Below are 26,848 nucleotides of genomic sequence, written 5' to 3'. Positions count from 1 at the left end.
ACAGAAAAGCCCTCCGTCGGCAAGGACGGAGGGCTTTTCAACATCGGTCCCGAAGGATCAACGATAAAAGATATGGTTCTCGATCTGCGCCACGCGAACCTTGTCCTGCCAGCGCGAGCCCAGACGGGCGGCGTGGAAGAACAGCGCGCCTTCCGCGCTCGACTTCCAGCGGTTGTCATGGGCGATATGGGCGATCGCCAGGGCATTCTGCCACTTGCGCGATTCCGTCTTGATCGCGGGCATGTGGTGACCATGGACGAAGGAGAACTGCGAAGGCTGATACACCACGCCGCAATAGGACGTGGGGAAACGGCCCGAACGGGTGCGGTTGACGATCACGCGGCCCACGGCCAGCTGGCCATCGAGCGGTTCGTTACCGGCTTCGAAATAGATCGCGCCGGCCAGACAATTAATGTCTTCCGACGTTTCCGACGCGGCAGCTTCGGGCTCTGCGGCGACAAGGTCGGCGAGCGAAGCGGGTGCCTGCGGGGCGGGGATCAGGGCGTCCGACGAGTTCTGCTCGTTAAACACGCTGAGCGATGGTTGCAGTTGAACCGACGACAGGGCTTTTTCCTGTGCGGCCGCGCCCGAACCGGCGGCGCTGTAAAGCAAAACGAGAAAACCAGCAGCAACCGAGGCCAGACTGGCGCGTTTCAGAAAGAGAGCCATAAACAATTTCAAATGGGCGGTGAACAGCCTGTCGCAAGGGTGAAGCAGGGTCTTAGGCCATTGCTGGCGCCGAAACTGCCCGACCGCTTGCCGGATGTCCCCCGTCTGCGCGCTTGTCTTTCCGGTGTGATTACCGGACAGACCGCCCTCGCAAGATTAGGTCTTGCGCGCGTTGCCCAACAGGCCACGCAGGGTCAATCAGTCATCTGCCGTTAATCCGATGAACCGTTCACCGCGCACGATATCCAGTTCAACAATCCACAGGTCGCTGTCCTGACGCTCGCGTTTTTTCAGCCAGTCGGGGAACTCGTCGAGCGATTCGGCGTTGTATCTTTTCGTGCATTGCCAGATTCGGTGGCCATCCGCGCTGGGCATCCGTTCATAGGCGCGATAATCGCCGCCCCGGTCGCACAAAACCACCATCACCGTGCCCGCATCGGGATCGCCGCGCGCGATGATCGTGCCAAAGCCGCCCTCGGCCTGAACCTGACGCAAAAGCGCGGAAACTTCTATTCCAGCAGGAAGGCGCTCGCTCAAAGCCCTGCTTAACCGGCGCGGTCGGCCACATTGGCGATCAGCGCATAGATCGCCTCATCGCCCGGTGCCTCCATCAGCGCGGCATGCATCTTGTCATCGCGCATCAACCGCGAAATCGCCGCCAGAGCGTGCAGATGGACCACGCCCGCCGCCTCGGGGCTGAGCAGGCCGAACACCAGATCGACCGGCATGTCATCGGCCGCCTCGAACGCCACGGGCGCCGCCAGTCGCAAAAAGACGGCCACCGGCTTTTCCACCATGGGCACGCGGGCATGGGGAATCGCCACGCCGCGCCCGAAACCGGTGCTGCCCAGATTTTCCCGTTCAAGGATACGCTCAAGCACCTGCCCCCGATCAAGCCCGTAAACCGCCGCAAAGCGATCAGCCAGGCAATCGAGAACAGCCGATTTGCTATCGACTTTTACCGTACTCACGGCATCAGGCAGGAGCGTGAACAGCGCGGTCATCGCCAAAATTCGTTAAGCCTTCTCTCCCGCGTGCCAGAAGCCAAGCGGGGTCGGCGGGGCCGATAGCGGTTTTATCGAAACAAGCAAAGGGGTTTGGTTCGTCAGCATACCGCCTTGACCAAACGCCCCATTGCCAGTGGTCAAAAACACACCACGGCCCGCGCCAAAGGCACCGGGCCGTGGAGCGCGTTAACGTTCGTCAGGACGGTTCGACCCAGCCGATCGACCCATCACCGCGCCGGTAAACCATATTATGCTTGCCGGTGCCAGCGTTTTTGAACAGCAGCGCGTTAGTGTTGCGCAGGTCGAGCATCATCACCGCGTCCGACACGGTGGTTTCGGGCACGTCCACGCGCAGCTCGGCAATCACCAGCGGCGCCTCGACGGGGGCTTCGTCCTGCTCCATCTCGGGTTCGACGAAAATCGTATAGGCCGCTTCTTCCGAACGAACCGAATGAGCAGCCTGCTCCTGCCGCGCGCTCAACCGGCGCTTGTAGCGGCGAAGCTGGGTTTCCACCTTGTCCGATGCCTGGTCAAAGGCATGGTGGGCATCGTGGCTGAGGCCGGCGCCCTTCAGGATCAGGCCCTGGCGCACATGCATCACGATGTCGCTGCGGAACGAACCGCCCGGGGCCTTGCTGAAGGTGACAACCGAAGACAGCGCCCGCGCGAAATATTTGTCGATGATCGCCGCCAGGCGCTCCTCAACATGCACGCGCAGTGCATCGCCAGTTTCCATTTGATGACCGGAAACGCGAACGTCCATGGTTGTTACTCCTCTTGTTGTTATCTCTTGATAGTCACTGGAGCCAGATCGGCTCCTTGATCGATTTCAAAAACGCGCCGTGAGCGTCCAGTTCCTCCTGGCTGGCGGCATGGGGGCGGGCCTCGCGCAGGGGTCGCGTTCGCGGCGCCTGCGTGTGGGTTTCGGTAACTGTCTGTGTAATAACAATGCTTTGTGCGGCCAGTTCCATGCCAATCTGGCGGCCGCCCAGCAATTCGACATAGACCTGCGCCAGCAGTTCGGAGTCGAGCAGGGCGCCGTGCTTGGTACGGTGGCTGCGGTCGATGCCATAGCGGGTGCAAAGCGCATCAAGCGAGTTTTTCGCGCCGGGATGTTTCTGGCGTGCGATCTTGACCGTATCGACCATGCGATCAAGCCCGATGGGATCGAATCCGGCCGCCGTCAGCTCGGCATTGATAAAGCCAAAGTCAAAACCGGCATTATGCGCCACCATCGGCGCATCACCGATGAAATCGAGAAATTCCTGGGCCTTTTCCGCAAACAGCGGCTTGTCCGCCAAGAATGCTTCGGACAGGCCGTGGACCCGTTCGGCCTCGGCGGGCATGTCGCGCTGGGGGTTGAAATAGGCATGATAGGTGGCCCCGGTGGCCACGCGATTGACCATTTCGACGCAGCCAATTTCCACCAGCCGATCGCCGTTTTTGGGGTCCAGACCTGTGGTTTCGGTGTCGAAGATAATCTCACGCATTGTGATATCTATCCTCCTCGAAACCGGGCTGCACAAGCAAAATTGTCACGGAATCGAGATTAGGGTGCGTTTCCATCCAAATGGTTAATCCGGTCTAACACTTTTGCCAGAGCTGCGCGGGTTTCCTCCAGCGAAGTGCCTGTATTCAAAACATAATCGGCCAGAGCCCGTTTTTCCGCATCGGGCATTTGCGCGGCCAGAATATCGGCGAATTTGGCCTCATTCATGCCCGGCCGAGCCATGACTCGGGCCTTTTGCACAGGGGCCGGGGCCGAAACCACCACCACCACATCCATTCCCCCGCGCCCGGTGCGTTCAAACAGCAAGGGAATGTCAAAAACGACCATTGGTGAGTCGCAATGTTGCGCAAGGAATTGCTCCCGCGCAATCGCCACCGCCGGATGGACAATCGCCTCCAGCCGCGCCAGCGCTTCCGGCTTGCCAAACACCGCCGCGCCCAACTTGCCCCGGTCCACACCATCCGGGCCCGTGGTGCCGGGAAATTCCGCCTCAATCGCGGGCAGCAAGGCCCCGCCCGGCCCCTGAAGCGCGCGCACCGTGGCATCGGCATCGAACACCGGTACACCCGCCTCGCGCAGCATCCCGGCCACGGTGGATTTGCCCATGCCGATCGAGCCGGTGAGGCCGATAATCTTGGGGCCGATGATCTTCATGCCGTCAGAATCGCGCGCAGGGCCACATCGCCCCGCTCACGCGCAGGATCGGCGCCATAGAAATGCTCAAACGCGATTCCCGCCTGACCGATCAGCATGGTCAGCCCGTCGATGCAGCGCATCCCCTCGGCCCGCGCGGCGGCCAGCAGAGGCGTTTCGAGCGGCGCGGTGACAATGTCATAAACAATCGCCGCAGGCCGCCCATGGCTCAGATCCAGCACCAAAGGCGGATTACCCACCATGCCCAGCGGGCTGGCATTGACGATCATGCCGAATTCGCCATCGCCGCCGCGAGCAAAATCCCCCAGCTCCGCCGCCCTGTGCCGCGCGCCCGGCGCCAGTTCATCAAGCAAATCCCGCGCCTTATCGGAATCGCGCGCGGCCAGCGTAATCGCTATCCCCGCATCGGCCAGCGCCACGACAATCGCCCGCGCCGCGCCGCCCGCCCCGATCACCAGCGCATTTTCCGGCGCCAGCTCATCGCCCAGCACCGGCAGCAAAGGCTCGATAAAGCCCGGCGCATCGGTGTTATAGCCGATCAGCCGCCCATCTTCCTTCACCGCCACCGTATTGACCGCGCCGATCCGCGCCGCCAGCGGGTCCAGCCCGTCGAGCAGGGGGATGATCGCCTGCTTATGCGGCATGGTGACATTACAGCCGCGCCACAGAGGCTCGGCCCGGCGCGCGGCAACATAGGCGGGCAAATCGGCGGGCAGCACATGGGCGCGGCCGTAATCAGCCTCCAGCCCCAGCCGTTCGAGCCAATGGCCATGAATCGCGGGCGATTTGGATTGGGCAATCGGATCGCCGATCACTTCGGCAAAGGGCCGCGTGGGCGCTGTAATCTCGTTCACTTCAAGCCTCTCAAAGCCCCCAGCACCGCCAGCAGCGGCATACCCAGCACCGTGAAATGGCTGCCCTCGATGCTGTCGAACAATTGCACGCCGCGCGCCTCGATGCGGAACACCCCGACGCAGGCGGCCACTTCGGGCCATTCGGCGTCGAGATAGGCCGAAATAAATCCCTCGTCGAGCGGGCGGACCGACAGGCGCGCGCATTCGGCATGGGCCCACACCACCGCCCCATCGCGGGCCAGCGCGGCGGCGGAATGCAATTCCATCACTCGCCCCGAAAAGAAGCGCAGATGCTCAGCCGCATCCTCGCGGCTTGCCGGTTTGTCGAAACGGCGGCCATCGACCACGACAAGAGAGTCGCTGCCCAGCACCAGCGCGCCCGGCGCCGATGGACAAACCGCCAACGCCTTGGCCTGGGCCAGAGCCAGCGCGACTTCATCGGGCACAGCGCCTTCAAGGCTGGCCTCCAGCGCGCGTTCGTCGATGCGCGCAGGGATGGCCTGATGCGCCACACCGGCAGCATCCAGCATCGCCCGGCGCGATGCGCTCTGGCTGGCGAGAACAAGGTCAGGAAAAGTCATCAGATCGGCTTGGCTCCGGATTGATTGTCATGGCCCGTCTGCCGCTCCTTGATCAGATTGATGATCGCGGCGGCGGTTTCCTCGATCGAGCGGCGAGTGACGTCGATCACCGGCCAGCCATTATCGGCAAACATGCGGCGGGCAAATTGCAGTTCGGCCCCCACGCGATCATTATCGACATAGGCGGTGTCGGGCGACTGGTTGAGGGTCAGCAGGCGGTTGCGGCGCACCTGAATCAGGCGTTCGGGCGCAGTGGTCAGACCGACGACCAGCGGGCGTTTGAGATCATAGAGCAGGCCGGGCGGCGGGCTTTCCACCACGATGGGAATATTGGCGACCTTGAACCCGCGATTGGCCAGATAGATGGAAGTGGGCGTTTTGGAGGTGCGCGACACGCCCGCCAGCACGATATCGGCCTCTTCCCAATCCTCCCACGCAACCCCGTCATCATGGGCGATGGTGAATTGGATCGCCTCGACGCGGGCGAAATAGGCCGCGTCCAATGTGTGCTGGCGGCCGGGGCGGCCCTTGGCTTCCTGGCCCAGCGCGGCCTCGAGCGAGTCAATCACCGCATCAAGCGCAGGAACCGCAGGCAGACCCAAAGTACGACAGCGATCCTCCAGCGCCCTGCGGATATCATGGCTGACCATGGTATAAACCACCAGACCGGGGTTGGCAGCAATATCGCCGATGATACGATCGAGATGCGCCTGTGATCGCACCATCGGCCAGAAGTGGCGCACAACATCGGCATCATCGAATTGCGAGAGCGCGGCCTTGGCGATCATTTCAAGCGTTTCGCCGGTGGAATCCGAAAGCAAATGGAGATGGAGCCGCGTCATTCGTGAATGTACCTAAACCCGTTCCGCATTGTGGATAAGCCTGCCCATAAACCACGGCAAAGGTCTGGTGACAATCTCGGGCATAGGTTTGATCCCCGATAGGAGGACTCCTTTGCGCGACTTGTGGACATGTGAATAGGGTTACCCACAGGCTGGGGATAAGGGGGAAAAGGAATCCTTGACCCTGACTCTTGGGGAGTCGCAAAGGGCCTTGCCCTGTTCATTTCGGGATAAATCGGGCAAGGAACCGGTATGCCCGCTATCCACAGGCCAACAACCTACTAGAACCCTTTAATAAGAATCTATTTTTTGGATTGGACTCTCTCGATGCCCGGTTTGCTCCTTGATACGTTACGTGGTTCCAATGGCGTGTCGCGCCCGATCTGGCTCATGCGTCAGGCCGGACGCTACCTTCCGGAATATCGCGAACTGCGGGCAGAGAAGGGAGGCTTTCTAGCGCTGGTCTATGACAGCGCGGCGGCGGCGGAGATTACGGTCCAGCCTTTGCGCCGTTTCGGCTTTGACGGGGCGATCCTGTTTTCCGACATTCTGATCGTGCCCTATGCCATGGGTCAGGATCTGCAGTTTCTGGTGGGCGAGGGGCCGCACCTGTCTCCCCGGCTGGTCGATCATGCTCTCAAATCACTTGTGGCGGTCCCTGAGCGCCTTGCGCCGATCTATGAGACCGTGAGGCAGGTCGTGGCCCAGATCGGCCCACAGACCACCATGCTGGGCTTTGCGGGCAGTCCCTGGACCATCGCGACCTATATGGTGAATGGCGAGGGCAGCCGCGATCAGCATGAGACCCGCGCCTATGCCTATCGCGACCCTGCGGCGTTTCAGGCGATCATCGACGGGATTGTGGACGTGACGGTCGAATATCTCGATGGTCAGATCAAGGCCGGGGCCGAGGCGATCCAGCTTTTCGACAGTTGGGCAGGGTCTCTCGCTCCGCGTGAGTTCGAGAAATGGGTTATTGCGCCCAATGCGGCCATTGTGAAAGCGGTCAAGGCTTTGCACCCCACCGTGCCCATCATCGGCTTTCCCAAAGGCTCCGGCGAGAAACTGGCGGCCTATGCCCGCGAAACTGGCGTGGACGCGGTGGGTATCGACGAGACGATCGATCCCATCTGGGCCGCGCGCGAATTGCCCGCCAACATGCCGGTGCAGGGCAACCTCGATCCGCTGCTGCTGCTGGCGGGCGGACAGGAGCTGGAAGACCGGGCCATCGGCGTGCTCGAAGCCTTCGCCGACCGGCCGCATGTGTTCAATCTGGGGCACGGCATCGGGCAAACCACGCCCATCGCCCATGTCGAGCAATTGCTCAGCGTCGTGCGCGGCTGGAAACGGTAAAGCGCGCGTAAGGCACTGTTCTTCCGGTTTTTCGCCGCCATCCTGTTGACAGCGGAAAATCGGACACCAACTTTTCGACCATGCTAAACCATGGTGCAGCGATGGATTGGGTGCTTTCGATGACCTATCTCTGGCTCAAGGCGGGCCATATCATCTTTGTGATCTTCTGGATGGCGGGGCTGTTCATGCTGCCGCGCTATTTCGTCTATCATCAGGAAAGCGAGCCCGGATCGGCCGAGGAAGCCCGCTGGATCGACCGCGAGGCCAAGCTGCGCAAGATCATCCTGACGCCGGCGATCATTGTCGTGTGGGTGCTGGGGCTGCTCTTGGCCCACACGATCGGGGCCTTTTCGCAGGGGTGGTTCCATATCAAGCTGGCCGCTGTGCTGGGGCTTTCGGCCTATCACATGTGGCTGGTGGGCTATTCCAAGGCGCTGGCAAAGGGCGAGCGGCGGTTGACCGGAAAGAAGCTGCGGATGCTCAATGAAGTGCCGGGGCTGGCGGCGGCGGTGATTGTGGTGATGGTGGTGTTGAAGCCGTTTTGATTATTTGAGGTTTTTTGTCTCCGGCGGGCAAAGGGCGGGGGCCCTTTGCAATCCCGTTAATGGGGGTGCGCTTGGGTTCGCAGGGATGTGGATGGGGCGATGATTGAAAGCCTGCGGCGCTATCATCAGGCGCCGCAGGCTTTCTCATTTCAGAGGGTGCGTCCGACACCCGGCATTAAACCTCTGGCGCAACGCAGACAGTAACGGGAGCGCGAGGGTCTAGACCCTCGCATCAACCCCTTCTTTCCTTGATTTCCCCCCTCCAATCCCCTATCTCCATCCGCAACCGGCACCGCCGCGCGACATAAAGACGCGGCACCATCATGGTCTTGCATTCTCCATGCCCGATAGACCCGCCGGCCGAACCTCATAGGAATACCTTGATATGCATTTGAAAGAATTGAAGAAAAAGACTTCGGCCGAGCTGGTCGAGATGGCCGAGGAATATGGCGTGGAAAGCGCCAGCACCTTGCGCCGCCAGGATCTGATGTATGCGATCCTGAAGGAAGTGGCCGAGGATGGCGAAGAGATCATCGGTCAGGGCACGATCGAAGTGCTGCCCGACGGCTTTGGCTTTTTGCGCAACCCGGAGGCCAACTATCTGGCCGGGCCGGACGACATTTATGTCTCGCCCAATCAGGTCCGCAAGTGGGGCCTGCGCACGGGCGACACGGTGGAAGGTGAAATCCGCGCCCCCAAGGATGGCGAGCGCTATTTCGCGATCACCAAGCTGGTCAGCGTCAATTTCGACAATCCCGAAGCGGTGCGCCATCGCGTCAACTTCGACAACCTGACCCCGCTCTATCCGAACGAGCGCCTCAAGCTCGACACGCTCGACCCCACGGTCAAGGACAAGTCGGCCCGCGTGATCGACCTGATCTCGCCTCAGGGCAAGGGCCAGCGCGCGCTGATCGTCGCCCCGCCGCGCACGGGTAAGACCGTGCTGCTGCAGAACATCGCCAAGGCGATCACCGACAACCACCCCGAAGTGTTCCTGCTGGTGCTGCTGGTCGACGAACGCCCCGAAGAAGTGACCGACATGCAGCGCAGCGTGAAGGGCGAGGTCATTTCCTCGACCTTTGACGAACCGGCGCAGCGCCACGTGCAGGTGGCCGAAATGGTCATCGAAAAGGCCAAGCGCCTGGTTGAACACAAGCGCGATGTCGTCATCCTGCTCGACTCGATCACCCGTCTTGGCCGCGCCTACAACACTGTCGTTCCTTCGAGCGGCAAGGTGCTGACCGGCGGCGTTGACGCCAACGCCCTGCAGCGCCCCAAGCGCTTCTTCGGCGCCGCGCGTAACATCGAAGAAGGTGGCTCGCTCTCCATCATCGCCACCGCGCTGATCGACACCGGTAGCCGCATGGACGAAGTGATCTTTGAAGAATTCAAGGGCACGGGTAACAGCGAAATCGTCCTCGACCGCAAGGTTGCCGACAAGCGTATCTTCCCCGCGCTCGACGTGGGCAAGAGCGGCACCCGCAAGGAAGAACTGCTGGTCGAAAAGGGCAACCTCTCGAAGATGTGGGTCCTGCGCCGCATCCTCATGCAGATGGGCACCGTCGACGCGATGGAATTCCTGCTCGACAAGATGAAGGATTCCAAGACCAACGAGGACTTCTTCGCGACGATGAACCAGTAAGAATGGTTTGCCTCCGGCGGGCAAAGGGACTGGTCCCTTTGCAATCCCGTTAATGGGGTGGTGTCTCGGTTCGCAGGGATGTGGATTGGGCGATGATTGAAAGCCTGCGGCGCTATCAATAGGCGCCGCAGGCTTTATCATTTCTGATGCTGCGTATTGTGCGCCGTGGTTGAACCCGATGCGCCACGCAGACAGTAACGGGAGCGCGAGGGTCTAGACCCTCGCATAACCTCCTTTCCTCCTTTCTAAAATCTAGACTTCCCCACCCCACTGTGTCTTTATCCATTCCGGTTTGCGCCATAAGGAGACCCCGGCGATGAAGATGAATTTCGAGGTGGATTGCACACCGGAGGAAGCGCGTCGCTTTCTGGGCCTGCCCGATGTGACGCGGGCCAATGAGGCCTATGTCGATGCGGTGATGAAGGCGATGCAGGGCGCCGGTTCGCTCGAGCAGATCCAGGAATTCACCAAGCAGTTCGCGCCGATGGGGCAACTGGGCATGAAGATGTTCCAGAATATTCTTGAGGCCGGCGCGAGCATGGCGACCGGCGGCAAGAAGTAAGATCAGCCTTTCATGACGGACACGATTTTTGCCTGCTCCAGCGGGATGCCTCCGGCTGCGATTGCGGTGATCCGGATCAGCGGGCCGCAGGCGGGCGCGGCGTTGATCGCGCTGGGCGGACGCTTGCCCGTGGAGCGGCGTGCAAGCCTGATGGTGCTGCGCGATGGGGCAGGGGCGGAACTGGACCGGGCGCTGGTCCTGTGGTTTCCCGGCGCGCGGACGGCGACGGGCGAGGATTTGGCCGAGATCCATTGTCACGGCGGACGCGCGGTGATCGCGGCCTTGGAACAGGCGCTGGCGGCTCTGCCGGGCCTGCGCCGCGCCGAGGCCGGCGAATTCACACGGCGCGCATTCTTGAACGGGCGTATGGATCTGGCCGAGGCCGAAGGGCTGGGCGATTTGCTCTCCGCCGAGACGGAGATGCAGCGACAGGCGGCGGTGGCGATGGCGGGCGGTGCTTTGTCGGTTGTGGTCAAGGGCTGGCGCGAGCGTGTGCTGATGCTCTCGGCTCAGGTTGAGGCTGTGCTCGATTTTGGCGATGAGGATGACGTTGGCGCGCTGCCCGCTTCCTTCGCTTCGACGCTGGCGATGTTTCACGTGGAACTTTGCGAATGGCTGTCCCGCCCGCGCGCCGAGGCTCTGCGCGAAGGGTTTCGCGTTGTGATCGCCGGGCCGCCCAATGCGGGCAAGAGCACCTTATTTAACGCGCTGGTCGAGGATGATGCCGCGATCATCACGCCGCTGGCCGGAACCACACGCGACATTTTGATGCGCCCGGTGGCGCTGGGCGGGGTGCCGTTTCAGTTTCTCGATACGGCAGGCCTGCGTGACGACGGCGCGGATGTGGTGGAAAGCATCGGCATCGAACGCGCCCGCGAAGTCATGGCGCGGGCCGATCTGGTCCTCTGGCTGGGGCCGGAGGGCGAGGGGCCGGAGGGCGCGTGGGAGATCGAATCCCGGATCGACGCCGCCGTGCGCATGGCCAAATCCGCCCCCCGCCATCGCCTCTCGGGCAAGACCGGGCAAGGGGTGAATGCCCTGCGGCAGGACCTGATCGCCACCGCCCGGATGGCCATGCCCAAGCCCGGACAGGTGGCCCTGAATGCCCGCCAGTATGGTTTGCTTTCCGAAGCCGCCTCCGCTTTGGCGACCATTCGCCCCGATGGCGACCTGCTGCTGACCGCCGAAGATCTGCGCGCCGCGCGTTCCGCCTTCGACCGTTTGCTGGGCGGGGCGGGGACGGAGGATATGCTCGACGCTTTGTTTGGACGCTTCTGCATCGGAAAATAAGGCGTGTTTCACGTGAAACACGCTGGACCCTTTTGACCCGCCCGCCCGCATAGGGTAGGGGCAGACCCATGCAGAATTTCGACATCATCGTGGTCGGCGGCGGCCATGCCGGCGTAGAGGCCGCCGCCGTCGCCGCCCGTATGGGCGCACGTGTGGCGCTGGTCTCGTTCGACCTTTCGGCCATCGGCGCCATGAGTTGCAACCCGGCCATCGGCGGTCTGGGCAAGGGCCATCTGGTGCGCGAGGTCGATGCGTTCGACGGGTTGATGGGGCGCGCCGCGGATGCCGCCTCGATCCACTATCGCATGCTTAACCGCAGCAAGGGAAGCGCGGTGCAGGGGCCCCGCATTCAGGCCGACCGCAAGCTGTTCAAGGCCGCGATCCAGCGGATGTTGCCCCAGCAGGGGGACCTGACTCAGGTGGCCGGAGAGGTCGCCGCACTGGTGCTGAAAGGTGGCCGAGTGGTGGGCGTGGATCTGGCCGATGGGCTTCGGCTGACGGCCTCGGCCGTGATCCTTTGCACCGGCACCTTCCTTGGCGCCACGCTGTTTCGCGGGGAAGAGCGGATAACCGGCGGACGCATTGGCGAGGCTGCCGCGCATCGTCTGGCCGTCCAGATGCGCGAGGCGGAGCTGCCGATGGCGCGGCTCAAGACCGGCACACCGCCGCGTCTCGATGGGCGGACCATCGATTGGGTGCGGCTGGAAGAACAGCCGAGCGATGCCGAGCATTGGTGCATGTCGGCGCTGGAAACGCGGCGCGTGAACCCGCAACTGGCCTGCGCGATCACGCGGACCAACGCCGCCGTCCATGAAACGATCCAGGCGAACCTCCATCGCTCGCCGCTGTTCAGCGGGGCTATCGGGGCGAGGGGGCCGCGCTATTGCCCCAGCATCGAGGACAAGATCCACCGCTTTGCCGACCGCGATGGCCATCAGATTTTTCTCGAACCGGAGGGGCTGTCGACCCATCTGGTCTATCCCAACGGCATCTCGACCAGCCTGCCCGCCGATGTGCAATTGACCATGCTGCGCCACATGGAAGGGCTGGAGCAGGTCGAGATGGTGGTGCCGGGTTATGCGGTCGAGTATGACCATATCGACCCGCGCGCCCTGCGCAGCTCGCTGGAGCTGCGGGCGATCCCGGGCCTCTATTGCGCGGGCCAGATCAATGGCACGACCGGCTATGAAGAGGCGGCGGCGCAAGGCTTGATCGCCGGGATGAATGCGGCGGCCAAGGTGTTGGGGCGAGAGGCTCCGCCGATCGACCGGTCCAATTCCTATCTGGCGGTGATGGTTGATGACCTGACGCTCCACGGCGTGACCGAGCCTTATCGGATGTTGACAGCGCGGGCGGAATACCGCCTGCGCTTGCGGGCCAACAATGCCACCTCGCGCCTGACTCCTCTGGCGGCGGCGGTGGGGTGCCTTGGCGCCGAACGTTCCGCGTGGTTTGCCCGGCGGCAGGAGGACAAGGCGGCGCTGGAAGGCGCGCTGGAGCAGGGCGTGACGGCGCAGGATCTGGCCACGGTGGGTATCACTGCCAAGGCCGATGCGGGGCGCTTGCCCCTGCGCGAATGGTTGCGCTTTGATGGCATCTCCATCGACCGTCTGGCCCCATGGCTGGGCGAAGCGTTGGACGTGGACGCGACGCTGATCGAGGAAGTGGCCGAGGACGCTTTCTATGCCCCCTATCTGGCGCGGCAGGAGAGGGAGCTGTCCGACCTGCGCTCGAACGAGCATCTGCTTTTGGCTGAGGACTTTCCCTATGGCCAGATCGCCGGTCTTTCGAGCGAGATGGTGGAACGCCTGACGCGGGCGCGTCCGGAAAATCTGGCGGCGGCGGGGCGCGTGGCGGGGGTGACTCCGGCGGCTCTGGCGGCGCTGTTGGTGCATGCAAGGAAGCTGGCCTGATATGATTGCTAATGAGGAACAGGCCCGTGACTGGTTGGCTGCGCGCTGGGAAATGACGCCCGAGGCGATGGAGCGGCTGGAGAAGTTGCTCGCGATGTTGGCCGAGGAAAACGAGCGTCAGAACCTTGTGGCCGCCGCGACGATCCCGATGGTGTGGCAGCGGCATATCGTCGATTCCGCGCAATTGCTTGCGCATGTTCCACGTGAAACATGGAATGGGACCAAGGGGCCATGGCTTGATCTTGGCACCGGCGCAGGCTTTCCGGGGCTGGTGATTGCGGCGATGCGGCCGGGGCATGAAGTGCTGATGGTGGAATCACGCGCGCGCCGAGTCGAATGGCTCAATCGCGTGATTGAGGAACTGGCACTGCCCAAGGCGAAGGTCTTGGGCCAGAGACTGGAGATGGTGGAGACGCGCACCGTTGCGGTGATTTCTGCCCGCGCCTTTGCACCGCTCGACAAGCTTCTGAAAATCTCCGCACGCTTTTCCACAAGGGACACGCTCTGGCTGTTGCCGAAGGGGCGGTCGGCAGGGCAAGAGTTAGAGGCACTCAAAGCATCGGTGCGCGAAGGGTTCCACGTGGAACAATCGCTGACCGATGAGGACGCCGGGCTGATTGTCGGCCATCTCAATCCCAAGGGAGTGAAGCTGTGATCCGCATTGCCATTGCCAATCAGAAAGGCGGCGTGGGCAAGACCACATCCGCGATCAATCTGGCCACAGCCTTTGCCGCGGCCGGTTGGCGCACGCTGCTGATTGATCTTGATCCGCAGGGGAATGCTTCGACCGGGGTTGGCGTGCCGGCATCGGCGCGCGAATATTCGACCTATGATCTGCTGTTGGGCGAGGCGACGCTGGCCGAATGCGCGATGGAAACCAGCATTCCGGGCCTGCATTTGTTGGCCGCGACGGTTGATCTGTCGGGGGCTGAGGTCGAGCTGGTCTCGGTCGATGGGCGTACCGACAAGCTGCGCAAGGGGCTGGCACGTGGATCGGAGCGCTATGACATCTGCTTCATCGACTGCCCGCCCTCGCTGGGCCTGCTCACGCTCAATGCGCTGAGCGCGGCCGATACGGTGCTGGTGCCGCTGCAGTGCGAATTCTTTGCACTCGAAGGCTTGAGCCAGTTGCTGCAGACGGTCGAGCGGGTGCAGCAGCGTTTCAACGCTGACCTTGGCATCATTGGCATCGCGCTGACCATGTTCGACCGCCGCAACCGCCTGACCGATCAGGTCTCGGATGATGTGCGCTCGTGCCTGGGCAAGCTGGTGTTCGACACCGAGATCCCTCGCAACGTCCGCCTGTCCGAGGCGCCCAGCCACGGTCTGCCCGCGCTGATCTATGACCAGCATTGCAGCGGCAGCCGCGCCTATCTGGCGCTGGCCCGCGAATTGATTTCACGTTTGCCTGAAAACAGGAAAGCCGCATGAACGACGAAACCTCGACCCAGAACCCGCTTTCCGCCGCGCTGGCCGGGCCCGCCGCGCCGCGCCGCAAGGCTGCGCTGGGGCGGGGGCTTCAGGCCTTGCTGGGCGAGACGCGGCGCGAGGAGCCGGTGGCTTCGAGCGGCGGCGGAAACGGCCCGGTGATGGTGGAGAGCGGTCTGGCCTCCTTGCTGGTGTCCAGCATCGAGCCCGACCCGGATCAGCCGCGCCGTCAGTTCGATGATGCGGCGCTGGACGAACTGGCCGCTTCGATTGCTGCACGTGGCGTGCTGCAGCCGGTGATCGTTGTGCCGCTGGGCGATGGTCATTATCGGCTGGTGGCGGGCGAACGCCGCTGGCGCGCGGCGCAGCGGGCGAAGGTGCATGAAATCCCCGCATTGGTGCGCAAGCTGACTCAGCGCGAGGTGATGGCGATTGCGCTCATTGAAAACCTTCAGCGCGAAGACCTGAACCCGATCGAAGAAGCGCGCGCCTATCAGCGTCTGGCCGAGAGCGAGAGCATGACGCAGGCCGAGATCGCCAAGATGGTCGACAAGAGCCGCAGCCATGTCGCCAATATCCAGCGCTTGCTGGCCTTGCCCGATCCGGTGACCAAGATGGTCGAGGCGGGCGAATTGTCGATGGGCCATGCCCGCGCGCTGATCGGTGTTGAAGATGCGGAAGGCTTGGCGCAGCAGGCGGCGGCCAAGGGCCTGTCGGTGCGCGAGGTGGAGCAGATGGTGCGCCGCCGGTCGGGCCGCGAGGCGCCGACCCAGCGCCGCGCCCGCAATGAATTCAAATCCGCCGAGTCCGCTGACATTCAGGCGATGCAGGCGCATCTGGAGGAATTTCTCGGCCTGTCGGTCAAGATCAGCGTGGATGCCGATCCGCGCTCGGGCGCGGTGACGATCCGCTATCGCACGCTCGATCAGCTCGATCTGATCTGTCAGCGTCTGACGGGCGAGGGGATCTAAAAAGAGGGGGCCGCAAAGCCCCCTTTTTTAATGTCAGATCGGGATGCGCTTGTCGCGAACGACCTTGTGCCGGATCACCCGGCGTTGGATCACCCGCTTTTCGATCACCTGCGGCGGGCAATCGGCTTTTACGTTTTCCATCACGCTGATGGGGATCGAATAGCCGTAGGTGGGGTGAGGTACGCCGCCGCCCTGATAATAGGCCCACCAGTCCTGACACGCGCCCGAAGATTGCGAGACATCGGCGCCAGGCACGGCGTTCAATCGCCGCTCGCACTCGGCCAGCCAGGGGCCGCGCTGCATCCCGCCCGGCTGCAGACCGGCGGCGGGCGGGGGCGCATAGGTGGTGGAAACCGGCCCGCCGACAGCGGGCGCGGTCTGGCTGTAACTGGCCCCGGCCAGCGAGGGCGCGGGCAGGGGCATGGCCGAAACCTGGCCCGATGAAGTCTGGGCCATGGCGGGGGAGGCGGTGAAACCGGCCGAAACGAAACCGGCGGCAATCAGCAGGGCGCGGATGGACATGGGCTTGGCACCTTCATGACGGGAACGCGGCGCGCGCCTCGTTCATAAAGGTTAATATCAGAAACAATCCCTGCGCCCAAGTGAAAGCTTAAACGCCTATATCCGGTAATTTACGAGGTTAACCGGAGATGGCCCCGGCCATGGCCCCCGCCAGAGCTTCAATCCCCGCCGCATCCTCATCATCGAAGCGCGCAGGAGTCGGGCTGTCGAGGTCGATCACCGCCACCAAACGCCCATCGACCACCACCGGCACCACCAGTTCCGAGGCGCTGGCCCCGTCGCAGGCGATATGGCCGGGAAAGGCATGGACATCGGGCACCAGTTGCGTCGTGCCGCCGGCTGCGGCCGTGCCGCACACGCCCCGGCCAAAGGGGATGCGGATACAGGCCGGTTTGCCCACGAAAGGCCCCAGCACCAATTCGTCGCCGATGGCGCGATAGAACCCGGCCCAGTTGAGATCGGGCAGGAACTGCCAGATCAGCGCCGCCACATTGGCCATATTGGCCACACTATCGCTCTCGCCGCTGGTGATCGCCAGCGCGGCTTCGCGCAGGTCGCGGTAGATTTCGGATTTGGGCGCGTCGGCCTGGGGGGAAAAGTCGAACATGGCGCCGATGTAATACGCCCAATCGCCCCCGCCAAGGGCTACCATTCCGGGCTTGTCGGCCACGCGGCAAATCCCTATCTCATCGCGCATGAGCCCTACTTTGCGCAAATCGCTTATCGCCCTTGGTGCCGTCATTCTGGTTGGCGGGGGAGGCTTTGCCTATCTGTCGCGCGGCAATGTCTCGCATTTGCCGATCGAGCAGATGGAAGGCCGCAAGCCCAAGCTGGTCGATCCCGAGCCGGAGACCTTCCCCACGGTGGGGCTGGTCAAATCGGTGGGCTGGGCCGCCAATGAGGCGCCCACCGCCGCGCAGGGGCTGAGTGTCACCCGCTTCGCCACCGGCTTGCAGCATCCGCGCACGATCATCACGCTGCCCAATGGTGATGTGCTGGTGGCCGAGACCGGCGCGCCCAAGGACAATGGGCCGGGCGGAATCACCGGATTTTTGCAGAACATCTTCATGGGCTTTGTCGGCGCGGGCGATCCCAGCCCGAACCGTATCGTCCTGCTGCGCGACAGCAAGGGCACCGGGGTTGCCGATCAGCGCTTTGTGCTGCGCGAGGGGCTCTCCTCGCCCTCGGGCATGGCCTATGGCGACGGCAAGCTCTACATTGCCAATCATGACGCGGTGCTGGCCTTTGACTATCAGCCCGGCGCGACCAGCCTGACCGGGGCGCCCAAAAAGCTGATGGATCTGCCGCCTGCGGGCAATCACTGGATGCGCAATCTGGTGCTCAGCCCCGACGGCAAGCATCTCTATGTCGCCATCGGTTCGGCCTCGAACATCGGCGAACGCGGCCCCAAGGCCGAGGAAGGCCGCGCCGCGATCTATGAAATCGACACCGCCAGCGGCCATGCCCGCCGCTATGCGATGGGTCTGCGCAATGCCAACGGCATGGCGTGGAACCCCTCGACGCAGGAACTCTGGACGGTGGTGAACGAGCGCGATCAGCTCGGCCCCGATCTGGTGCCCGACTATCTGACCAATGTGCCGGTGGGCTCGCATTATGGCTGGCCTTGGTTCTATTGGGGCAAGAATGAGGACAATCGCGTCTATCAGAACACGCCCGAATTCCAGATGCCCGAATTCCTGATCGATTATGTCCGCAAGCCCGAATATGCGCTGGGGCCGCATGTGGCCGCGCTGGGGCTGGCCTTTGTGAAGGGCGGCGAGAAAATGGGCGCGCATTATGCCAATGGCGCCTTCATCGCGCGCCATGGCTCGTGGAACCGCAAGCCTGCCGCTGGCTATGACGTTGTTTTTGTGCGCTTTGATGCCAATGGCAATCCTCAGGGCCTGCCCGAAAAGGTGCTGACCGGATTCCTCAAGCCGGATGGCGAAACCCATGGGCGGCCCACCTGGCTGAACTTTGCCCAGGACGGCGCGCTGCTGGTCTCGGACGACACCGCCGGGATCATCTGGCGCGTGGTGGCGCCGGGCGCCGCGCCCGCTGCCGAGATCAAGCCGGTCGTGGTCAAGCATCTGCCGCCGCAGAAGGACCTCAATGGCGATCCGGAAATCCAGTATCGCTTGAAGTTCAAGGACGATCAGAAGGTGCAGGAGAATTGATCGTTTAGGTTTTTGGGGGTTTTATGCCTCCGGCGGGCAAAGCGCGCCGGAGCATCGCGCAAAAAGTGGGAACCGGTTTTTGGCATCGGCGGTGCGTCCATCCGGGACTTTCACCGCCTGTTTGGCGCACATCAAGCGCACTTATCATGTCGCCAGCAGTTTTGGCAGGTGCACCAGGTTGTAGCCGGAAGGCTACGCGCGGCAGTCCGCGGTGGCGGTTCTTGCGCAGATGGCCGCAGGCCTTGGCCCAGATCGGCGCGTGAAGCCCGGAGAAATCGGGCAACAGGAAGTCCAGCATTCGTCACGCATCCGGCTGTTGAAGCTCTCGGCATAGTCTCGGCCAGCAGCCGCTTCACCTCGGCGTTCTCATCCTCAAGTCTCCGCAGCCGCTTTGCCTCGGACACCTCAAGACCGCCATACTTGGCCTTCCAGTTGCAGATGGTCGCTTCTTACACGCCAAGGCGTCGAGCCGGGTCGGTGGTCTTCGTACCTGCCTCCTGCTCTTTCAACACGCCGATGACCTGCTTTTCTGTAAAGCTTGCCCGCTTTGTTCGTCCGTCCTTCCATCTGGCCGGATCCTAATCGGAAGACCACGGGCGGGCATCAATGCCCATCAATGGGGACGTAGTCCGGGGTGAAGAGCGAGCGGTCGTTGATCAGCGCCTCCGCCACAGGCGGGCCCATCGGCCAGAGCCTTTCGTGGGCAAAGGCTCGCCCATATAGCGGCACCGATGCACCGCGCCATCGATGACTGAGATGGGCTGACGGCGCTGCAATTGTCCGGTGAACTCGTCGGAGAAAGCCGGGGTGTAGTAGATGCAGTCTTCGAAATAATAGTGGGTTACCTGCGACCAGCGCGTCAGGCTGCGGTTGTTTTGATGGCTGCCGCCGTGGAGCAGGTTGGCCATCCAGATCAGCGCCTGACCTTTGCGTGCTAGAAAGGGCTCTTCGCGCGCCTGATTGGCCTCGGCCAGCGCCCGCCAAGCCTCGGCGAAGGGGTCCTGAGCAGAGCCAAGCGCGCTGCCAAAGCCGCGTCGGCCGATAAGACCATTGGTCAGCGATGGCCAGCGATGCGAGCCGGGCAGATAGAACAACGGGCCGGCATCCGGGCCAATATCTTCCATCGCCAGCCACACCCCGCACATGAAGCGTTCGGGCAGGCTGGAGAAGTGAACGAGGTCGGTGTGGGCGGCCTGCTCGGTGCCGACCACGAAATTGAGCGTCTGGAACGGGAAGGCGGGGCGGCCGTAGAGCTTGCCCAGAAGGCCCAGAACCGCCTCGTTGGCGGCAATCGCGCGCACGTCCTCGTCAAACTTCCAGGCGTCCTGAATGCGGCGCTCACCGCAAGTCTTGTCGCTGGCCGGGTCATCAAGCGCCAGGCCATAGCGCGGGCCAAGGTTGGCTCTGATCCGCTCAATCCGCTCATCGAGCGTCACATCGGGAAAATCCATCACCGCGTAACCATGGGTCACCAGACTGTCGGCGAGGCGCTGCTCTTCCTCACTCAGGCCCAGTGTATGGCGCAGCATGGGAAACAAGGGCGATTCCACCAAGGGGATGCCGGGCAAGGGGTTTTGCAAAAGGTCTCTTCCCTCTTCAACGCGCCAGGTCGGGATCAAACCCGCCCGTAGTTCGCCCCGGTGTGAGCCAGCATCATGGCGCTTGGCAAGCCCGGGATGCCTTGGATAGGATAAATTTTACAGCGCGATGGTGAAGCCCTCACTGACCCGGCTGAGTTGCGGGTGATGGAAGGGATCAACGCAGGTTTCGGTTCCCCACAGGCGCTTGAGCGCGGCCAGCTCGCCAGCGAAACGCGCTGCGCTCACCGGGTCGCTATCATCTCCGCGCGAAACCGATTCATGATGGATCAGTGTTGCGCGTGGTTCGTAAAACGATTGCCAGCCCCGCTCATTGAGCCGCAGGCAAAGGTCGACATCATTGAACGCCACCGGGAAATGGATCTCGTCCAGCATCCCCGCTGCCATGAACCGATCGCGACGCACCACCAGGCAGGCCGCGGTGACCGCCGAGGCGAACTGGGGCAGGTTGTGGCGATGGAAATAGCCGGTCTCTTCGGGCAAGACAAAACGGTGCGCATGACCGGCGGCATTGCCCATCCCGATCACCACGCCTGCATGCTGTATGCGTCCGTCGGGATAGAGCAGCCTTGCGCCCACCGCGCCTACGTCGGGCCTCATCGCGATGCAGGCCATGCGGGCCAACCAGTCAGGCTCAAGGATCTCGATGTCGTTGTTGAGGAGGCAGATCAGGTCGCCGCGTGCTTGCTCGACGGCGCGGTTATTGATCGCGGAATAGTTAAACGGGCCATGGTGGCGCAGCACCCGTATACGCTCTCCAGCCAGCTCGGCCAGATAGGCAAGGGTCGCCGGATCATCACTGTCATTGTCAACCACCAGCACTTCCATCTCTGGATATCGTGTGGCAGCCAGACCCGCCAGGCAGGTGCGTAGCAGGTCCAGCCGGTTGCGGGTGGGGACAATGACGCTGACCATCGGCAGAGCGTTCACCGCCTCCAGCGGGGCTGCAACCGGCACCTGTGCCGCGCGCCGCGTGCGCCGGTGATGAAGAGGGCGATGGATATGGCGCGGCGGGTGGGGATCCACGGCAAGAACTCGGCGCAGCAAAGCTCCGGCCCAATCGGCCTCGCCGCTGACCGCTGCCAGGTCATGCGGGCCCACCTTTATGGCGCAGGCCCCTGTAAGGTAATCGAAATGCTCGAAAAGTGGCGCGTTCCAGTCGGGCTTGAAATGGGGGGCTTGGTGGCGCCCTGATGCGGTGATCAGATCATCATCGGCAAAGACAACCCGCCCAGGCCCTGCTGCTATCGTCGCCCGGTATGCCTCTACGGTGCCCGGCGCGATCTGGTCACCCGCCTGGATAGGCATTACCCAAGGTTGCGCCGCCCAATCTACCGCTTCAGCCAGCGCTGCCAAGGCCGGGCCGGCCTGCGCGGGGATGATATGGGCGGTAATGCCCTGTGCGGTCAGGCTGCTTAGCGTTTGGCGCAGGGTCTGCTCCGGGAGATTGGCTGCGTCATCGATCAGCGCGATGATTGGTGGTTCTACCCGTTCAAAGCCCACAGCCGATGCCAGCTTTGCCTGCTGGCGAAACCATAGCGGATAGGCCAATGGTGAAAGGCCGAGTAGTGCCGTCATCTGCCGTCGCGCGCGCACCTTCTTGCCCAGCAGCCGCCACTTGGTCGCGGTGAGAAAACTGCCCGGCGCTAGGTAAAAACCATGGCAATAGAGTGCACAGCGTAGCCCAGCGCCCCAAAGACGGTCTCTCAAACCCAGCCATAACCGGCGCAAAACTCTATCTCCCATGGGCGGCCCCGCCAAGCCGGTCAAAGAGCATCCGCGCCATCCGCCTCGTCCCGCCCGGTCCGCGCCCCATCTCGCGCAGCAGCGGCCAGAAATCGTGGCGCACCGTGCCAAATTCTTCGAGAGCGCGGTAAACCTCCCAGAACTCGGCAATTCCCAGCGCACGGGGCATGTTGAACACACCATGGTAGCCGAAAGTAGTCAAAGGATCGCCGCGTCGCTCGGCCGAGAAACGGTCGGCCAGCGCCCTTGGCGCAAAACGCAGCCCCAGGCTTTCCAGCAAGGGCCGGTTCACCCGGCCAATCGCCACGTCTTCGGCGTGCCTCCCGTCAAAGCGCGGATCGCGGCAGGCCAGCATCAGCCGCCGACTGCGCAGCGAGAACCCGCCATTGCCCACGTCATGGCCATCGTCAAACTGCGGCCAACTGGCGCCGATATAGTCGTAGTCGAGGAACTCGGGCTGCCAGCGGTCGGCGTTGAGCACATGCCCATCCCATTGGACCACCAGGCAATGGCTGGTGGGCACATGATCAGCGAGATCCTTCAGCACGACCTGCGAATAGGCCGCAGTCGAGGTGAGTGGTGCCACGCGCTCCACCCTTATGCGCGCGTCGCCAGGGGCCACGTCGCGGTCGGTCAGCAACACGCAAGCCCCAAAGCTGATGTTCTCAAGGCACACATGCAGGGCGCGCAAAGTGGCCGCCAGATTGACCGAGCTAACCGCGCACAAGGTGACATCGGGAAGAGAAAGCCTAGGAAGCACGCTGGCCGCTTACGCGTCTCGGCGCGCCCTGCAAGCCCCGTGGCGGGGTAAAATGAGGCCCATTGCGGCGCATGACGATAGGCCTCATCCTGCAGTCAGGCTCAATTCTTGAGCGCCTGCATTCCGCTCGTTACCGCGATGACCGGTGAGAAGAGCTGGCTGATCAGCTGAACGAGCTTGGAAGGCTGGTTGGCGCGGGCATTGCCGACATACAACACATCCTTGTCCTGCATAGTAAAGTTCTGCGCCAGGAAATAGCTGCCAGCGTGCTTCATGTTGATGTGATAGACCACTGGTCGGCGGGCACTCGGATGGTCGGGATCAACCACATAGCGGAACACGAAAATCGCCGCGGGGTCCCCAGAATAGGGGTTGGGGCCGCCGGCCGCCGAGACGGCCTCGGCAAGTGTCATCCTGCCGCTGGCAATGGGGAGCTGTTCCATCCGCCCGGCCGCGCCCAACACCGAGAAGGTCAGCGGCGCGGCAATGAGCGTGTAGCGGTCACCCGGATAGACTCGGACATCAAGGTCAGGATTGTCTAGGAGGGTGCTCAGCCGTACATTCGCGCTTTGATCGCGGCGCTTGATGCGCAGGATGATGTCGCTCGCTCGCCCGCGATAGCCACCGGCCAGCGCCACAACGTCTGAGAGGGTCTCCTGATTGGTGTTGAGCACCAACCTGCCCGGGCGCGCCACTTCGCCGCCCACGATCACCGAATTACTAATCACCTCGCGGCGGGTCACCAGAACCTGGGGGTTTTGCGAGAAACCGCGAAGCGCCTGCCTGATCTGGGTCTGGATCTCGGCGGGTGTTTTGCCCGCAACGTGGAGCTTGCCAGCATAGGGGATGGTGATGTCGCCATCATCATTGATGCGTAATTCGGGCAGTGTCTGCGCGCGCGCGCCAGCGTCGGCCATGGTTGCTGCCATGCCGCCCACACTAGCCTGTGGGCCCGAGAACAGTGTCACGCCCGCTTCATAGATCGCCACGCCCAGCACGTCGCCTGGCCCGACCATGTCGGTAGGAGGTGCGGGCAGAACGGTGAGGTGTGGCCCGGTTGCGGCCTGCGGTGCCGGCACAGAGGCTTGGTCATACACTTCGACCAGCGAGAGGCCCAGCGGCGCCTCTTTGATCACGCTTTTTTTCACTTCGGCACCAGTCGGGCCGCTTGAGGGCAAGGTGGCGCAGCCACCGAGAAACAAGGTAGCGCAGCCACCCAGCAGCAAGGTCGTGCGGCCACTCAGTGCCAGAGTGGTATCACGCAAAAACGAATTATGGAGCTTCATGAAAGACTTCCGGGAATATGTATCGCAAGGGTCTGCGTGAACGAACCATTATGCCACCCACTTACCGCGCACGGCGGCGGGCGGGCGATGCTTGGGCTCAGGTAGCGCCGTTCGCGCCATTTGCCTAGGGTGACCTTATCATCTGCCCGATTTTTGGTCCTTTTTCAAATACGGTCCATCTCATAGGCAGCGCAAACGCAGCCAACTGCGTGTGATCGGCGCTTGCGCTGCCTATGATCCTGCTTTAGCGGAGAGCCATCTTTGCGCTAGGCGGAACTCGACCGTCTGGCTTTTCGTCTGACACGGGTACTATGAACTTGGAAACGACTTTTTCCGAAGATGCCATGTCGCCGCCCCGCAGGTCGGCAGCGCTTCTTTGGGTACAAAAAAACCGCTGGTTTTTTCTGTTTGTCATCGTGCCGGTTTTGCTGTCCTGCCTGTATTATGGGTTGATCGCGTCGGATGTTTACGTTTCGGAATCCCGCTTTGTCATCAAGGCTCCCGACCAAAAGCACTCGCAAGTCTCTTCGCTTGCCAATCTGATCCAGACCACTGGCCTTTCCAGCGGTCAGGAACAGGCCAATGAGGTGCTCGATTTCGTGCGATCGCGCGATGCTCTCGCCAATCTCGAGCGTAAGGTGGATATCCGCCGACGCTATGGCAATGGTGGTGATGTACTGTCGCGCTTTCCTTCGGCGCTCACCGGCGATTCCTTTGAATATCTTTACAAATATTACGCCAACATGGTCGATGCCGACATTGACACCCAGACGGGAACGGCGGTGGTCAAGGTCAAGGCCTTTACCGCTGATGACGCCTTTCAGATTAATCAGGCATTGCTGGGCATGAGCGAGGATATGGTCAACCGCCTCAACGCCCGCGCCCAGGAACGCGGCATTGCCGAGGCCGAGCACCAGGTGGCCATTGCCACCGAGCGCACCCGCAAAGTTACCGCGCAGCTTACCGCCTACCGCAACCAGTCGGCGCTTATTGACCCTGGCAAGCAGGCGGTAGGGGTGATTGAGATCGCCAACCAAATGGTTGCCCAGCGCGCGGCGCTGCAAGCTCAGCTTGAAACCATGCAGCGCGAGACACCGCGCAACCCCGCGATCCCGGCGCTTGCCAATCGTGTCGCTGCGCTCTCTGGGCAAATCGCTCAGCAAAACGGGCAGGTTGTCGGCGGCTCCAGCACCATCGCCTCGAAGCTGGGCAATTACGAGGGTCTTCTGGTCGAGCAGAAGTTTGCCAACGAGAGCCTGACCGCTGCCAATGCTGGTCTGGTCCAGGCCCGCGCCGAAGCGCAAAAACAGCAGTTTTATCTGGAGCGGGTGGTCGAGCCGAACCGACCTGATACCGCCCTGCTGCCCCATCGCCTGCTCAGCATTCTGACGGTGGCGGCCTGCGCGCTGTGTCTGTACTTCATTGGATGGATGCTGATGATCGGCATTCTTGAGCACGCACCCGAGAAGTGAAGCTATGAAGAGCAGCACGTTTTCACGGTTCTGCGAGGGGCTTCACACGCAAAGACGCGTTATTCACGCGTTGATTATCCGTGAACTGATCACCCGCTTTGGCCGCGAAAACATCGGCTTTTTGTGGATGATGGTGGAGCCGCTGCTGTTTGCCAGCCTCGTTTCCATCATGTGGCGTATCATCCATGGTCCGCAAGAACACGGGGTCAGCATCGCCGCTTTCGTGGTAACGGGATATATTCCGCTAACGTTGTTTCGCCATGTTGTTAACCGAAGTGTCGCGATTTTCCAGGCAAACAGCAGCCTGCTGTATCACCGCCAAATCCAGATCCTCGATTTCGTGATTGCGCGCTTCGTGATCGAGATGCTGGGGTCGATGATGGCCTTTCTTCTCGTAGCCGTCTTGCTCATTGCGTTTGATCTCTTTCCGATCCCTGCCGACCCTGGCATGATGATTGCCGGATGGCTGATCTATTGCCTGTTTTGCTTTTCCTTGTGCCTGGTCATCGCCCCGCTTTCGGAAATGTCTGAGGTGCTGGAAAAATTCATTCCGGTTACCACCTATATCATGATCCCGGTTTCGGGCACCTTCTCGATGGTGTCCTGGCTGACGCCTGCATTTCGGCACGTCATGTTGTGGTCGCCGTTTGTGAGCGGGGTTGAAATGATGCGTGGTGGCATCTGGGGCAATCGGGTCACGGTATATTATGAGGTCTGGTACCCCATCGCCCTGTCGATGGTGCTTTCGTTTATCGGGCTGGCGCTCATCCGTTACGTTCGCCGCAGTTTGGTTGTCGAATGATCGTCTGCGAAAATCTCTCAAAGTCGTATCGTGTTGGCCACGGGCGCAAGCATGTCCTGTGCGATGTTAATTTGCAAATCAGCAAATCGGACAAGATTGCGTTTTTGGGGCGCAACGGAGCGGGAAAGTCCACGCTGATCCGTCTTTTGGGCGGGGTGGAAATGCCCACTTCGGGCATCATCCGCCGCTCGATGTCGGTGTCCTGGCCGCTGGGCTTCAACGGTGGCTTTCAGGGTAGCCTGACCGGCTATGACAATGCCCGCTTCATCGCGCGCATTTACAACAAGCCCTACCAGTATGTGCGCGAGTTTGTTGAAGAGTTCACTGAATTGGGCCGCCAGTTGGCGATGCCGGTCAAGACCTATTCCTCAGGGATGCGGGCGAGGCTGGCGTTTGCTCTCTCGCTGGCCATCGAGTTTGATTGCTATCTGATCGACGAGATCATCCTGGTTGGCGATGCCCAGTTCCGCGCCAAGTGCCAGTACGAACTGTTCGACAAGCGCGGCGATCGTGGTTTTGTGCTGGCATCCCATGACATGGGTATCATTCGCGAATTCTGCAACCGCGCCGTGATCGTGGGCGGGCAGAACGCCATCGTCACCGACGACGTCGAAGGGGCTGTTGCCCATTACGAGAGAAGCTGAAACGTTGTAATCGTTTAATG

At 62.2% G+C, this 26,848-nt stretch carries 28 protein-coding genes and 1 pseudogene; 13 read left to right on the top strand and 16 right to left on the bottom strand.

The genetic code is table 11. From position 1 onward, the window contains the following. Positions 1-57: 57 nt before the first annotated feature. The 9 genes from BGP00_RS19140 to BGP00_RS19100 all read right to left on the bottom strand — a co-directional run bounded on the left by BGP00_RS19140 (position 58) and on the right by BGP00_RS19100 (position 6,117). Positions 58-669: a cell wall hydrolase gene (locus BGP00_RS19140; RefSeq protein WP_168603246.1), complete on the bottom strand. Its 612-nt coding sequence runs from the start codon at positions 667-669 to the stop codon at positions 58-60. 198 nt (positions 670-867) lie between these two features. Next, complete coding sequence (locus tag BGP00_RS19135) at positions 868-1,206, bottom strand: DUF1491 family protein (protein ID WP_292688193.1); 339 nt, start codon at positions 1,204-1,206, stop codon at positions 868-870. 8 nt (positions 1,207-1,214) lie between these two features. Continuing rightward, on the bottom strand, positions 1,215-1,673 hold the full coding sequence (locus BGP00_RS19130; RefSeq protein WP_292688191.1) for a PTS sugar transporter subunit IIA: 459 nt from the start codon (positions 1,671-1,673) through the stop codon (positions 1,215-1,217). 199 nt (positions 1,674-1,872) lie between these two features. Then, a complete protein-coding gene (gene raiA, locus BGP00_RS19125; protein WP_168603243.1) occupies positions 1,873-2,439 on the bottom strand; it encodes a ribosome-associated translation inhibitor RaiA in 567 nt (188 codons plus the stop codon). Positions 2,440-2,473: 34 nt separating this feature from the next. Further along, positions 2,474-3,166 (bottom strand): DNA polymerase III subunit epsilon, encoded by a 693-nt coding sequence (dnaQ, locus tag BGP00_RS19120; protein ID WP_292688188.1) that lies wholly within the window; start codon positions 3,164-3,166, stop codon positions 2,474-2,476. A 59-nt stretch (positions 3,167-3,225) separates the two neighbouring features. Next, positions 3,226-3,834, bottom strand: a complete 609-nt coding sequence (gene coaE / locus BGP00_RS19115) for a dephospho-CoA kinase (RefSeq protein ID WP_292689192.1) — start codon at positions 3,832-3,834, stop codon at positions 3,226-3,228. A 2-nt stretch (positions 3,835-3,836) separates the two neighbouring features. Further along, entirely contained in the window at positions 3,837-4,685 is an 849-nt protein-coding gene (gene aroE / locus BGP00_RS19110) for a shikimate dehydrogenase (protein ID WP_292689190.1), read from the bottom strand. Between the two features lie 5 nt (positions 4,686-4,690). Continuing rightward, the gene (locus BGP00_RS19105) at positions 4,691-5,275 is read right to left on the bottom strand and encodes a Maf family protein (RefSeq protein WP_292688186.1); all 585 of its coding nucleotides are present in this window, start codon (positions 5,273-5,275) and stop codon (positions 4,691-4,693) included. After that, positions 5,275-6,117 (bottom strand): pyruvate, water dikinase regulatory protein, encoded by an 843-nt coding sequence (locus tag BGP00_RS19100; RefSeq protein ID WP_168603239.1) that lies wholly within the window; start codon positions 6,115-6,117, stop codon positions 5,275-5,277. The genes BGP00_RS19105 and BGP00_RS19100 overlap by 1 nt, the downstream gene beginning before the upstream one ends. A gap of 327 nt (positions 6,118-6,444) precedes the next feature. On the opposite strand from BGP00_RS19100, the gene hemE reads away from it, so the two are divergent. The 9 genes from hemE to BGP00_RS19055 all read left to right on the top strand — a co-directional run bounded on the left by hemE (position 6,445) and on the right by BGP00_RS19055 (position 15,821). Further along, positions 6,445-7,470 (top strand): uroporphyrinogen decarboxylase, encoded by a 1,026-nt coding sequence (hemE, locus tag BGP00_RS19095; protein WP_292688184.1) that lies wholly within the window; start codon positions 6,445-6,447, stop codon positions 7,468-7,470. 101 nt (positions 7,471-7,571) lie between these two features. Continuing rightward, positions 7,572-8,015 (top strand): CopD family protein, encoded by a 444-nt coding sequence (locus BGP00_RS19090; RefSeq protein ID WP_292688182.1) that lies wholly within the window; start codon positions 7,572-7,574, stop codon positions 8,013-8,015. Positions 8,016-8,400: 385 nt separating this feature from the next. Next, complete coding sequence (rho, locus tag BGP00_RS19085) at positions 8,401-9,657, top strand: transcription termination factor Rho (RefSeq protein WP_168603237.1); 1,257 nt, start codon at positions 8,401-8,403, stop codon at positions 9,655-9,657. A 316-nt stretch (positions 9,658-9,973) separates the two neighbouring features. Next, entirely contained in the window at positions 9,974-10,219 is a 246-nt protein-coding gene (locus tag BGP00_RS19080; RefSeq protein WP_172249178.1) for a DUF6489 family protein, read from the top strand. A 12-nt stretch (positions 10,220-10,231) separates the two neighbouring features. After that, positions 10,232-11,509 (top strand): tRNA uridine-5-carboxymethylaminomethyl(34) synthesis GTPase MnmE, encoded by a 1,278-nt coding sequence (mnmE, locus tag BGP00_RS19075; RefSeq protein ID WP_292688179.1) that lies wholly within the window; start codon positions 10,232-10,234, stop codon positions 11,507-11,509. A 68-nt stretch (positions 11,510-11,577) separates the two neighbouring features. Then, the gene (gene mnmG / locus BGP00_RS19070; RefSeq protein ID WP_292688177.1) at positions 11,578-13,422 is read left to right on the top strand and encodes a tRNA uridine-5-carboxymethylaminomethyl(34) synthesis enzyme MnmG; all 1,845 of its coding nucleotides are present in this window, start codon (positions 11,578-11,580) and stop codon (positions 13,420-13,422) included. Position 13,423: 1 nt separating this feature from the next. After that, positions 13,424-14,077 carry a 16S rRNA (guanine(527)-N(7))-methyltransferase RsmG gene (gene rsmG / locus BGP00_RS19065; protein ID WP_292925877.1) on the top strand — a complete coding sequence of 218 codons (654 nt, stop codon included), beginning with the start codon at positions 13,424-13,426 and terminating at the stop codon, positions 14,075-14,077. Then, positions 14,074-14,853, top strand: a complete 780-nt coding sequence (locus BGP00_RS19060; RefSeq protein WP_168603233.1) for a ParA family protein — start codon at positions 14,074-14,076, stop codon at positions 14,851-14,853. The genes rsmG and BGP00_RS19060 overlap by 4 nt, the downstream gene beginning before the upstream one ends. Beyond that, positions 14,850-15,821 carry a ParB/RepB/Spo0J family partition protein gene (locus BGP00_RS19055; protein WP_292688172.1) on the top strand — a complete coding sequence of 324 codons (972 nt, stop codon included), beginning with the start codon at positions 14,850-14,852 and terminating at the stop codon, positions 15,819-15,821. The genes BGP00_RS19060 and BGP00_RS19055 overlap by 4 nt, the downstream gene beginning before the upstream one ends. Positions 15,822-15,854: 33 nt before the next feature. Here the strand turns inward: BGP00_RS19055 and BGP00_RS19050 are convergent, their stop codons facing one another. Together BGP00_RS19050 and BGP00_RS19045 are read right to left on the bottom strand one after the other, a co-directional pair. Further along, a complete protein-coding gene (locus BGP00_RS19050; protein WP_292688170.1) occupies positions 15,855-16,343 on the bottom strand; it encodes a hypothetical protein in 489 nt (162 codons plus the stop codon). A gap of 118 nt (positions 16,344-16,461) precedes the next feature. Further along, on the bottom strand, positions 16,462-16,950 hold the full coding sequence (locus tag BGP00_RS19045) for a GAF domain-containing protein (RefSeq protein WP_292689188.1): 489 nt from the start codon (positions 16,948-16,950) through the stop codon (positions 16,462-16,464). Positions 16,951-17,038: 88 nt separating this feature from the next. Here BGP00_RS19045 and BGP00_RS19040 point away from each other — a divergent pair, with 88 nt between their 5' ends. Continuing rightward, complete coding sequence (locus tag BGP00_RS19040; RefSeq protein WP_292688168.1) at positions 17,039-18,520, top strand: sorbosone dehydrogenase family protein; 1,482 nt, start codon at positions 17,039-17,041, stop codon at positions 18,518-18,520. A gap of 329 nt (positions 18,521-18,849) precedes the next feature. Here the strand turns inward: BGP00_RS19040 and BGP00_RS19035 are convergent. The 5 genes and pseudogenes from BGP00_RS19035 to BGP00_RS19015 all read right to left on the bottom strand — a co-directional run. Next, positions 18,850-19,038, bottom strand: a pseudogene (locus BGP00_RS19035) (transposase); the annotation flags it as partial. A gap of 138 nt (positions 19,039-19,176) precedes the next feature. Next, positions 19,177-20,049, bottom strand: a complete 873-nt coding sequence (locus BGP00_RS19030) for a phytanoyl-CoA dioxygenase family protein (RefSeq protein WP_292925841.1) — start codon at positions 20,047-20,049, stop codon at positions 19,177-19,179. A gap of 168 nt (positions 20,050-20,217) precedes the next feature. Beyond that, positions 20,218-21,828, bottom strand: coding sequence for a glycosyltransferase family 2 protein (locus tag BGP00_RS19025; RefSeq protein ID WP_292688164.1), 1,611 nt, complete (start codon positions 21,826-21,828; stop codon positions 20,218-20,220). A gap of 25 nt (positions 21,829-21,853) precedes the next feature. Further along, positions 21,854-22,591 (bottom strand): DUF5672 family protein, encoded by a 738-nt coding sequence (locus BGP00_RS19020; protein WP_292688162.1) that lies wholly within the window; start codon positions 22,589-22,591, stop codon positions 21,854-21,856. Positions 22,592-22,725: 134 nt separating this feature from the next. Then, entirely contained in the window at positions 22,726-23,910 is a 1,185-nt protein-coding gene (locus tag BGP00_RS19015) for a polysaccharide biosynthesis/export family protein (protein WP_292688160.1), read from the bottom strand. A 311-nt stretch (positions 23,911-24,221) separates the two neighbouring features. On the opposite strand from BGP00_RS19015, the gene BGP00_RS19010 reads away from it, so the two are divergent. The 3 genes from BGP00_RS19010 to BGP00_RS19000 are packed head-to-tail and all read left to right on the top strand — an operon-like array spanning position 24,222 to position 26,828. Then, positions 24,222-25,382 (top strand): capsule biosynthesis protein, encoded by a 1,161-nt coding sequence (locus tag BGP00_RS19010; RefSeq protein ID WP_292688158.1) that lies wholly within the window; start codon positions 24,222-24,224, stop codon positions 25,380-25,382. A gap of 4 nt (positions 25,383-25,386) precedes the next feature. Then, positions 25,387-26,184, top strand: coding sequence for an ABC transporter permease (locus BGP00_RS19005; RefSeq protein WP_292688156.1), 798 nt, complete (start codon positions 25,387-25,389; stop codon positions 26,182-26,184). Beyond that, positions 26,181-26,828: an ABC transporter ATP-binding protein gene (locus BGP00_RS19000; RefSeq protein WP_292688153.1), complete on the top strand. Its 648-nt coding sequence runs from the start codon at positions 26,181-26,183 to the stop codon at positions 26,826-26,828. The genes BGP00_RS19005 and BGP00_RS19000 overlap by 4 nt, the downstream gene beginning before the upstream one ends. The last annotated feature ends 20 nt before the right edge of the window (positions 26,829-26,848 follow it).

Source organism: Novosphingobium sp. 63-713 (assembly GCF_001898925.1).
In the GTDB taxonomy this organism is placed as follows: Bacteria; Pseudomonadota; Alphaproteobacteria; order Sphingomonadales; family Sphingomonadaceae; genus Novosphingobium.
This window is presented reverse-complemented; position numbering and strand designations above follow the sequence as displayed.

Excerpts from the sequence above, each read along its gene's own strand:
- BGP00_RS19140 (WP_168603246.1), bottom strand. The coding sequence starts at position 669 with ATGGCTCTCTTTCTGAAACGCGCCAGTCTGGCCTCGGTTGCTGCTGGT.
- BGP00_RS19130 (WP_292688191.1), bottom strand. The coding sequence starts at position 1,673 with ATGACCGCGCTGTTCACGCTCCTGCCTGATGCCGTGAGTACGGTAAAA.
- raiA (WP_168603243.1), bottom strand. The coding sequence starts at position 2,439 with ATGGACGTTCGCGTTTCCGGTCATCAAATGGAAACTGGCGATGCACTG.
- dnaQ (WP_292688188.1), bottom strand. The coding sequence starts at position 3,166 with ATGCGTGAGATTATCTTCGACACCGAAACCACAGGTCTGGACCCCAAA.
- BGP00_RS19105 (WP_292688186.1), bottom strand. The coding sequence starts at position 5,275 with ATGACTTTTCCTGACCTTGTTCTCGCCAGCCAGAGCGCATCGCGCCGG.
- BGP00_RS19100 (WP_168603239.1), bottom strand. The coding sequence starts at position 6,117 with ATGACGCGGCTCCATCTCCATTTGCTTTCGGATTCCACCGGCGAAACG.
- hemE (WP_292688184.1), top strand. The coding sequence starts at position 6,445 with ATGCCCGGTTTGCTCCTTGATACGTTACGTGGTTCCAATGGCGTGTCG.
- BGP00_RS19090 (WP_292688182.1), top strand. The coding sequence starts at position 7,572 with ATGGATTGGGTGCTTTCGATGACCTATCTCTGGCTCAAGGCGGGCCAT.
- rho (WP_168603237.1), top strand. The coding sequence starts at position 8,401 with ATGCATTTGAAAGAATTGAAGAAAAAGACTTCGGCCGAGCTGGTCGAG.
- BGP00_RS19080 (WP_172249178.1), top strand. The coding sequence starts at position 9,974 with ATGAAGATGAATTTCGAGGTGGATTGCACACCGGAGGAAGCGCGTCGC.
- mnmE (WP_292688179.1), top strand. The coding sequence starts at position 10,232 with ATGACGGACACGATTTTTGCCTGCTCCAGCGGGATGCCTCCGGCTGCG.
- mnmG (WP_292688177.1), top strand. The coding sequence starts at position 11,578 with ATGCAGAATTTCGACATCATCGTGGTCGGCGGCGGCCATGCCGGCGTA.
- rsmG (WP_292925877.1), top strand. The coding sequence starts at position 13,424 with ATGATTGCTAATGAGGAACAGGCCCGTGACTGGTTGGCTGCGCGCTGG.
- BGP00_RS19055 (WP_292688172.1), top strand. The coding sequence starts at position 14,850 with ATGAACGACGAAACCTCGACCCAGAACCCGCTTTCCGCCGCGCTGGCC.
- BGP00_RS19050 (WP_292688170.1), bottom strand. The coding sequence starts at position 16,343 with ATGTCCATCCGCGCCCTGCTGATTGCCGCCGGTTTCGTTTCGGCCGGT.
- BGP00_RS19045 (WP_292689188.1), bottom strand. The coding sequence starts at position 16,950 with ATGTTCGACTTTTCCCCCCAGGCCGACGCGCCCAAATCCGAAATCTAC.
- BGP00_RS19040 (WP_292688168.1), top strand. The coding sequence starts at position 17,039 with ATGAGCCCTACTTTGCGCAAATCGCTTATCGCCCTTGGTGCCGTCATT.
- BGP00_RS19030 (WP_292925841.1), bottom strand. The coding sequence starts at position 20,049 with ATGCTGCGCCATACACTGGGCCTGAGTGAGGAAGAGCAGCGCCTCGCC.
- BGP00_RS19015 (WP_292688160.1), bottom strand. The coding sequence starts at position 23,910 with ATGAAGCTCCATAATTCGTTTTTGCGTGATACCACTCTGGCACTGAGT.
- BGP00_RS19010 (WP_292688158.1), top strand. The coding sequence starts at position 24,222 with ATGAACTTGGAAACGACTTTTTCCGAAGATGCCATGTCGCCGCCCCGC.
- BGP00_RS19005 (WP_292688156.1), top strand. The coding sequence starts at position 25,387 with ATGAAGAGCAGCACGTTTTCACGGTTCTGCGAGGGGCTTCACACGCAA.
- BGP00_RS19000 (WP_292688153.1), top strand. The coding sequence starts at position 26,181 with ATGATCGTCTGCGAAAATCTCTCAAAGTCGTATCGTGTTGGCCACGGG.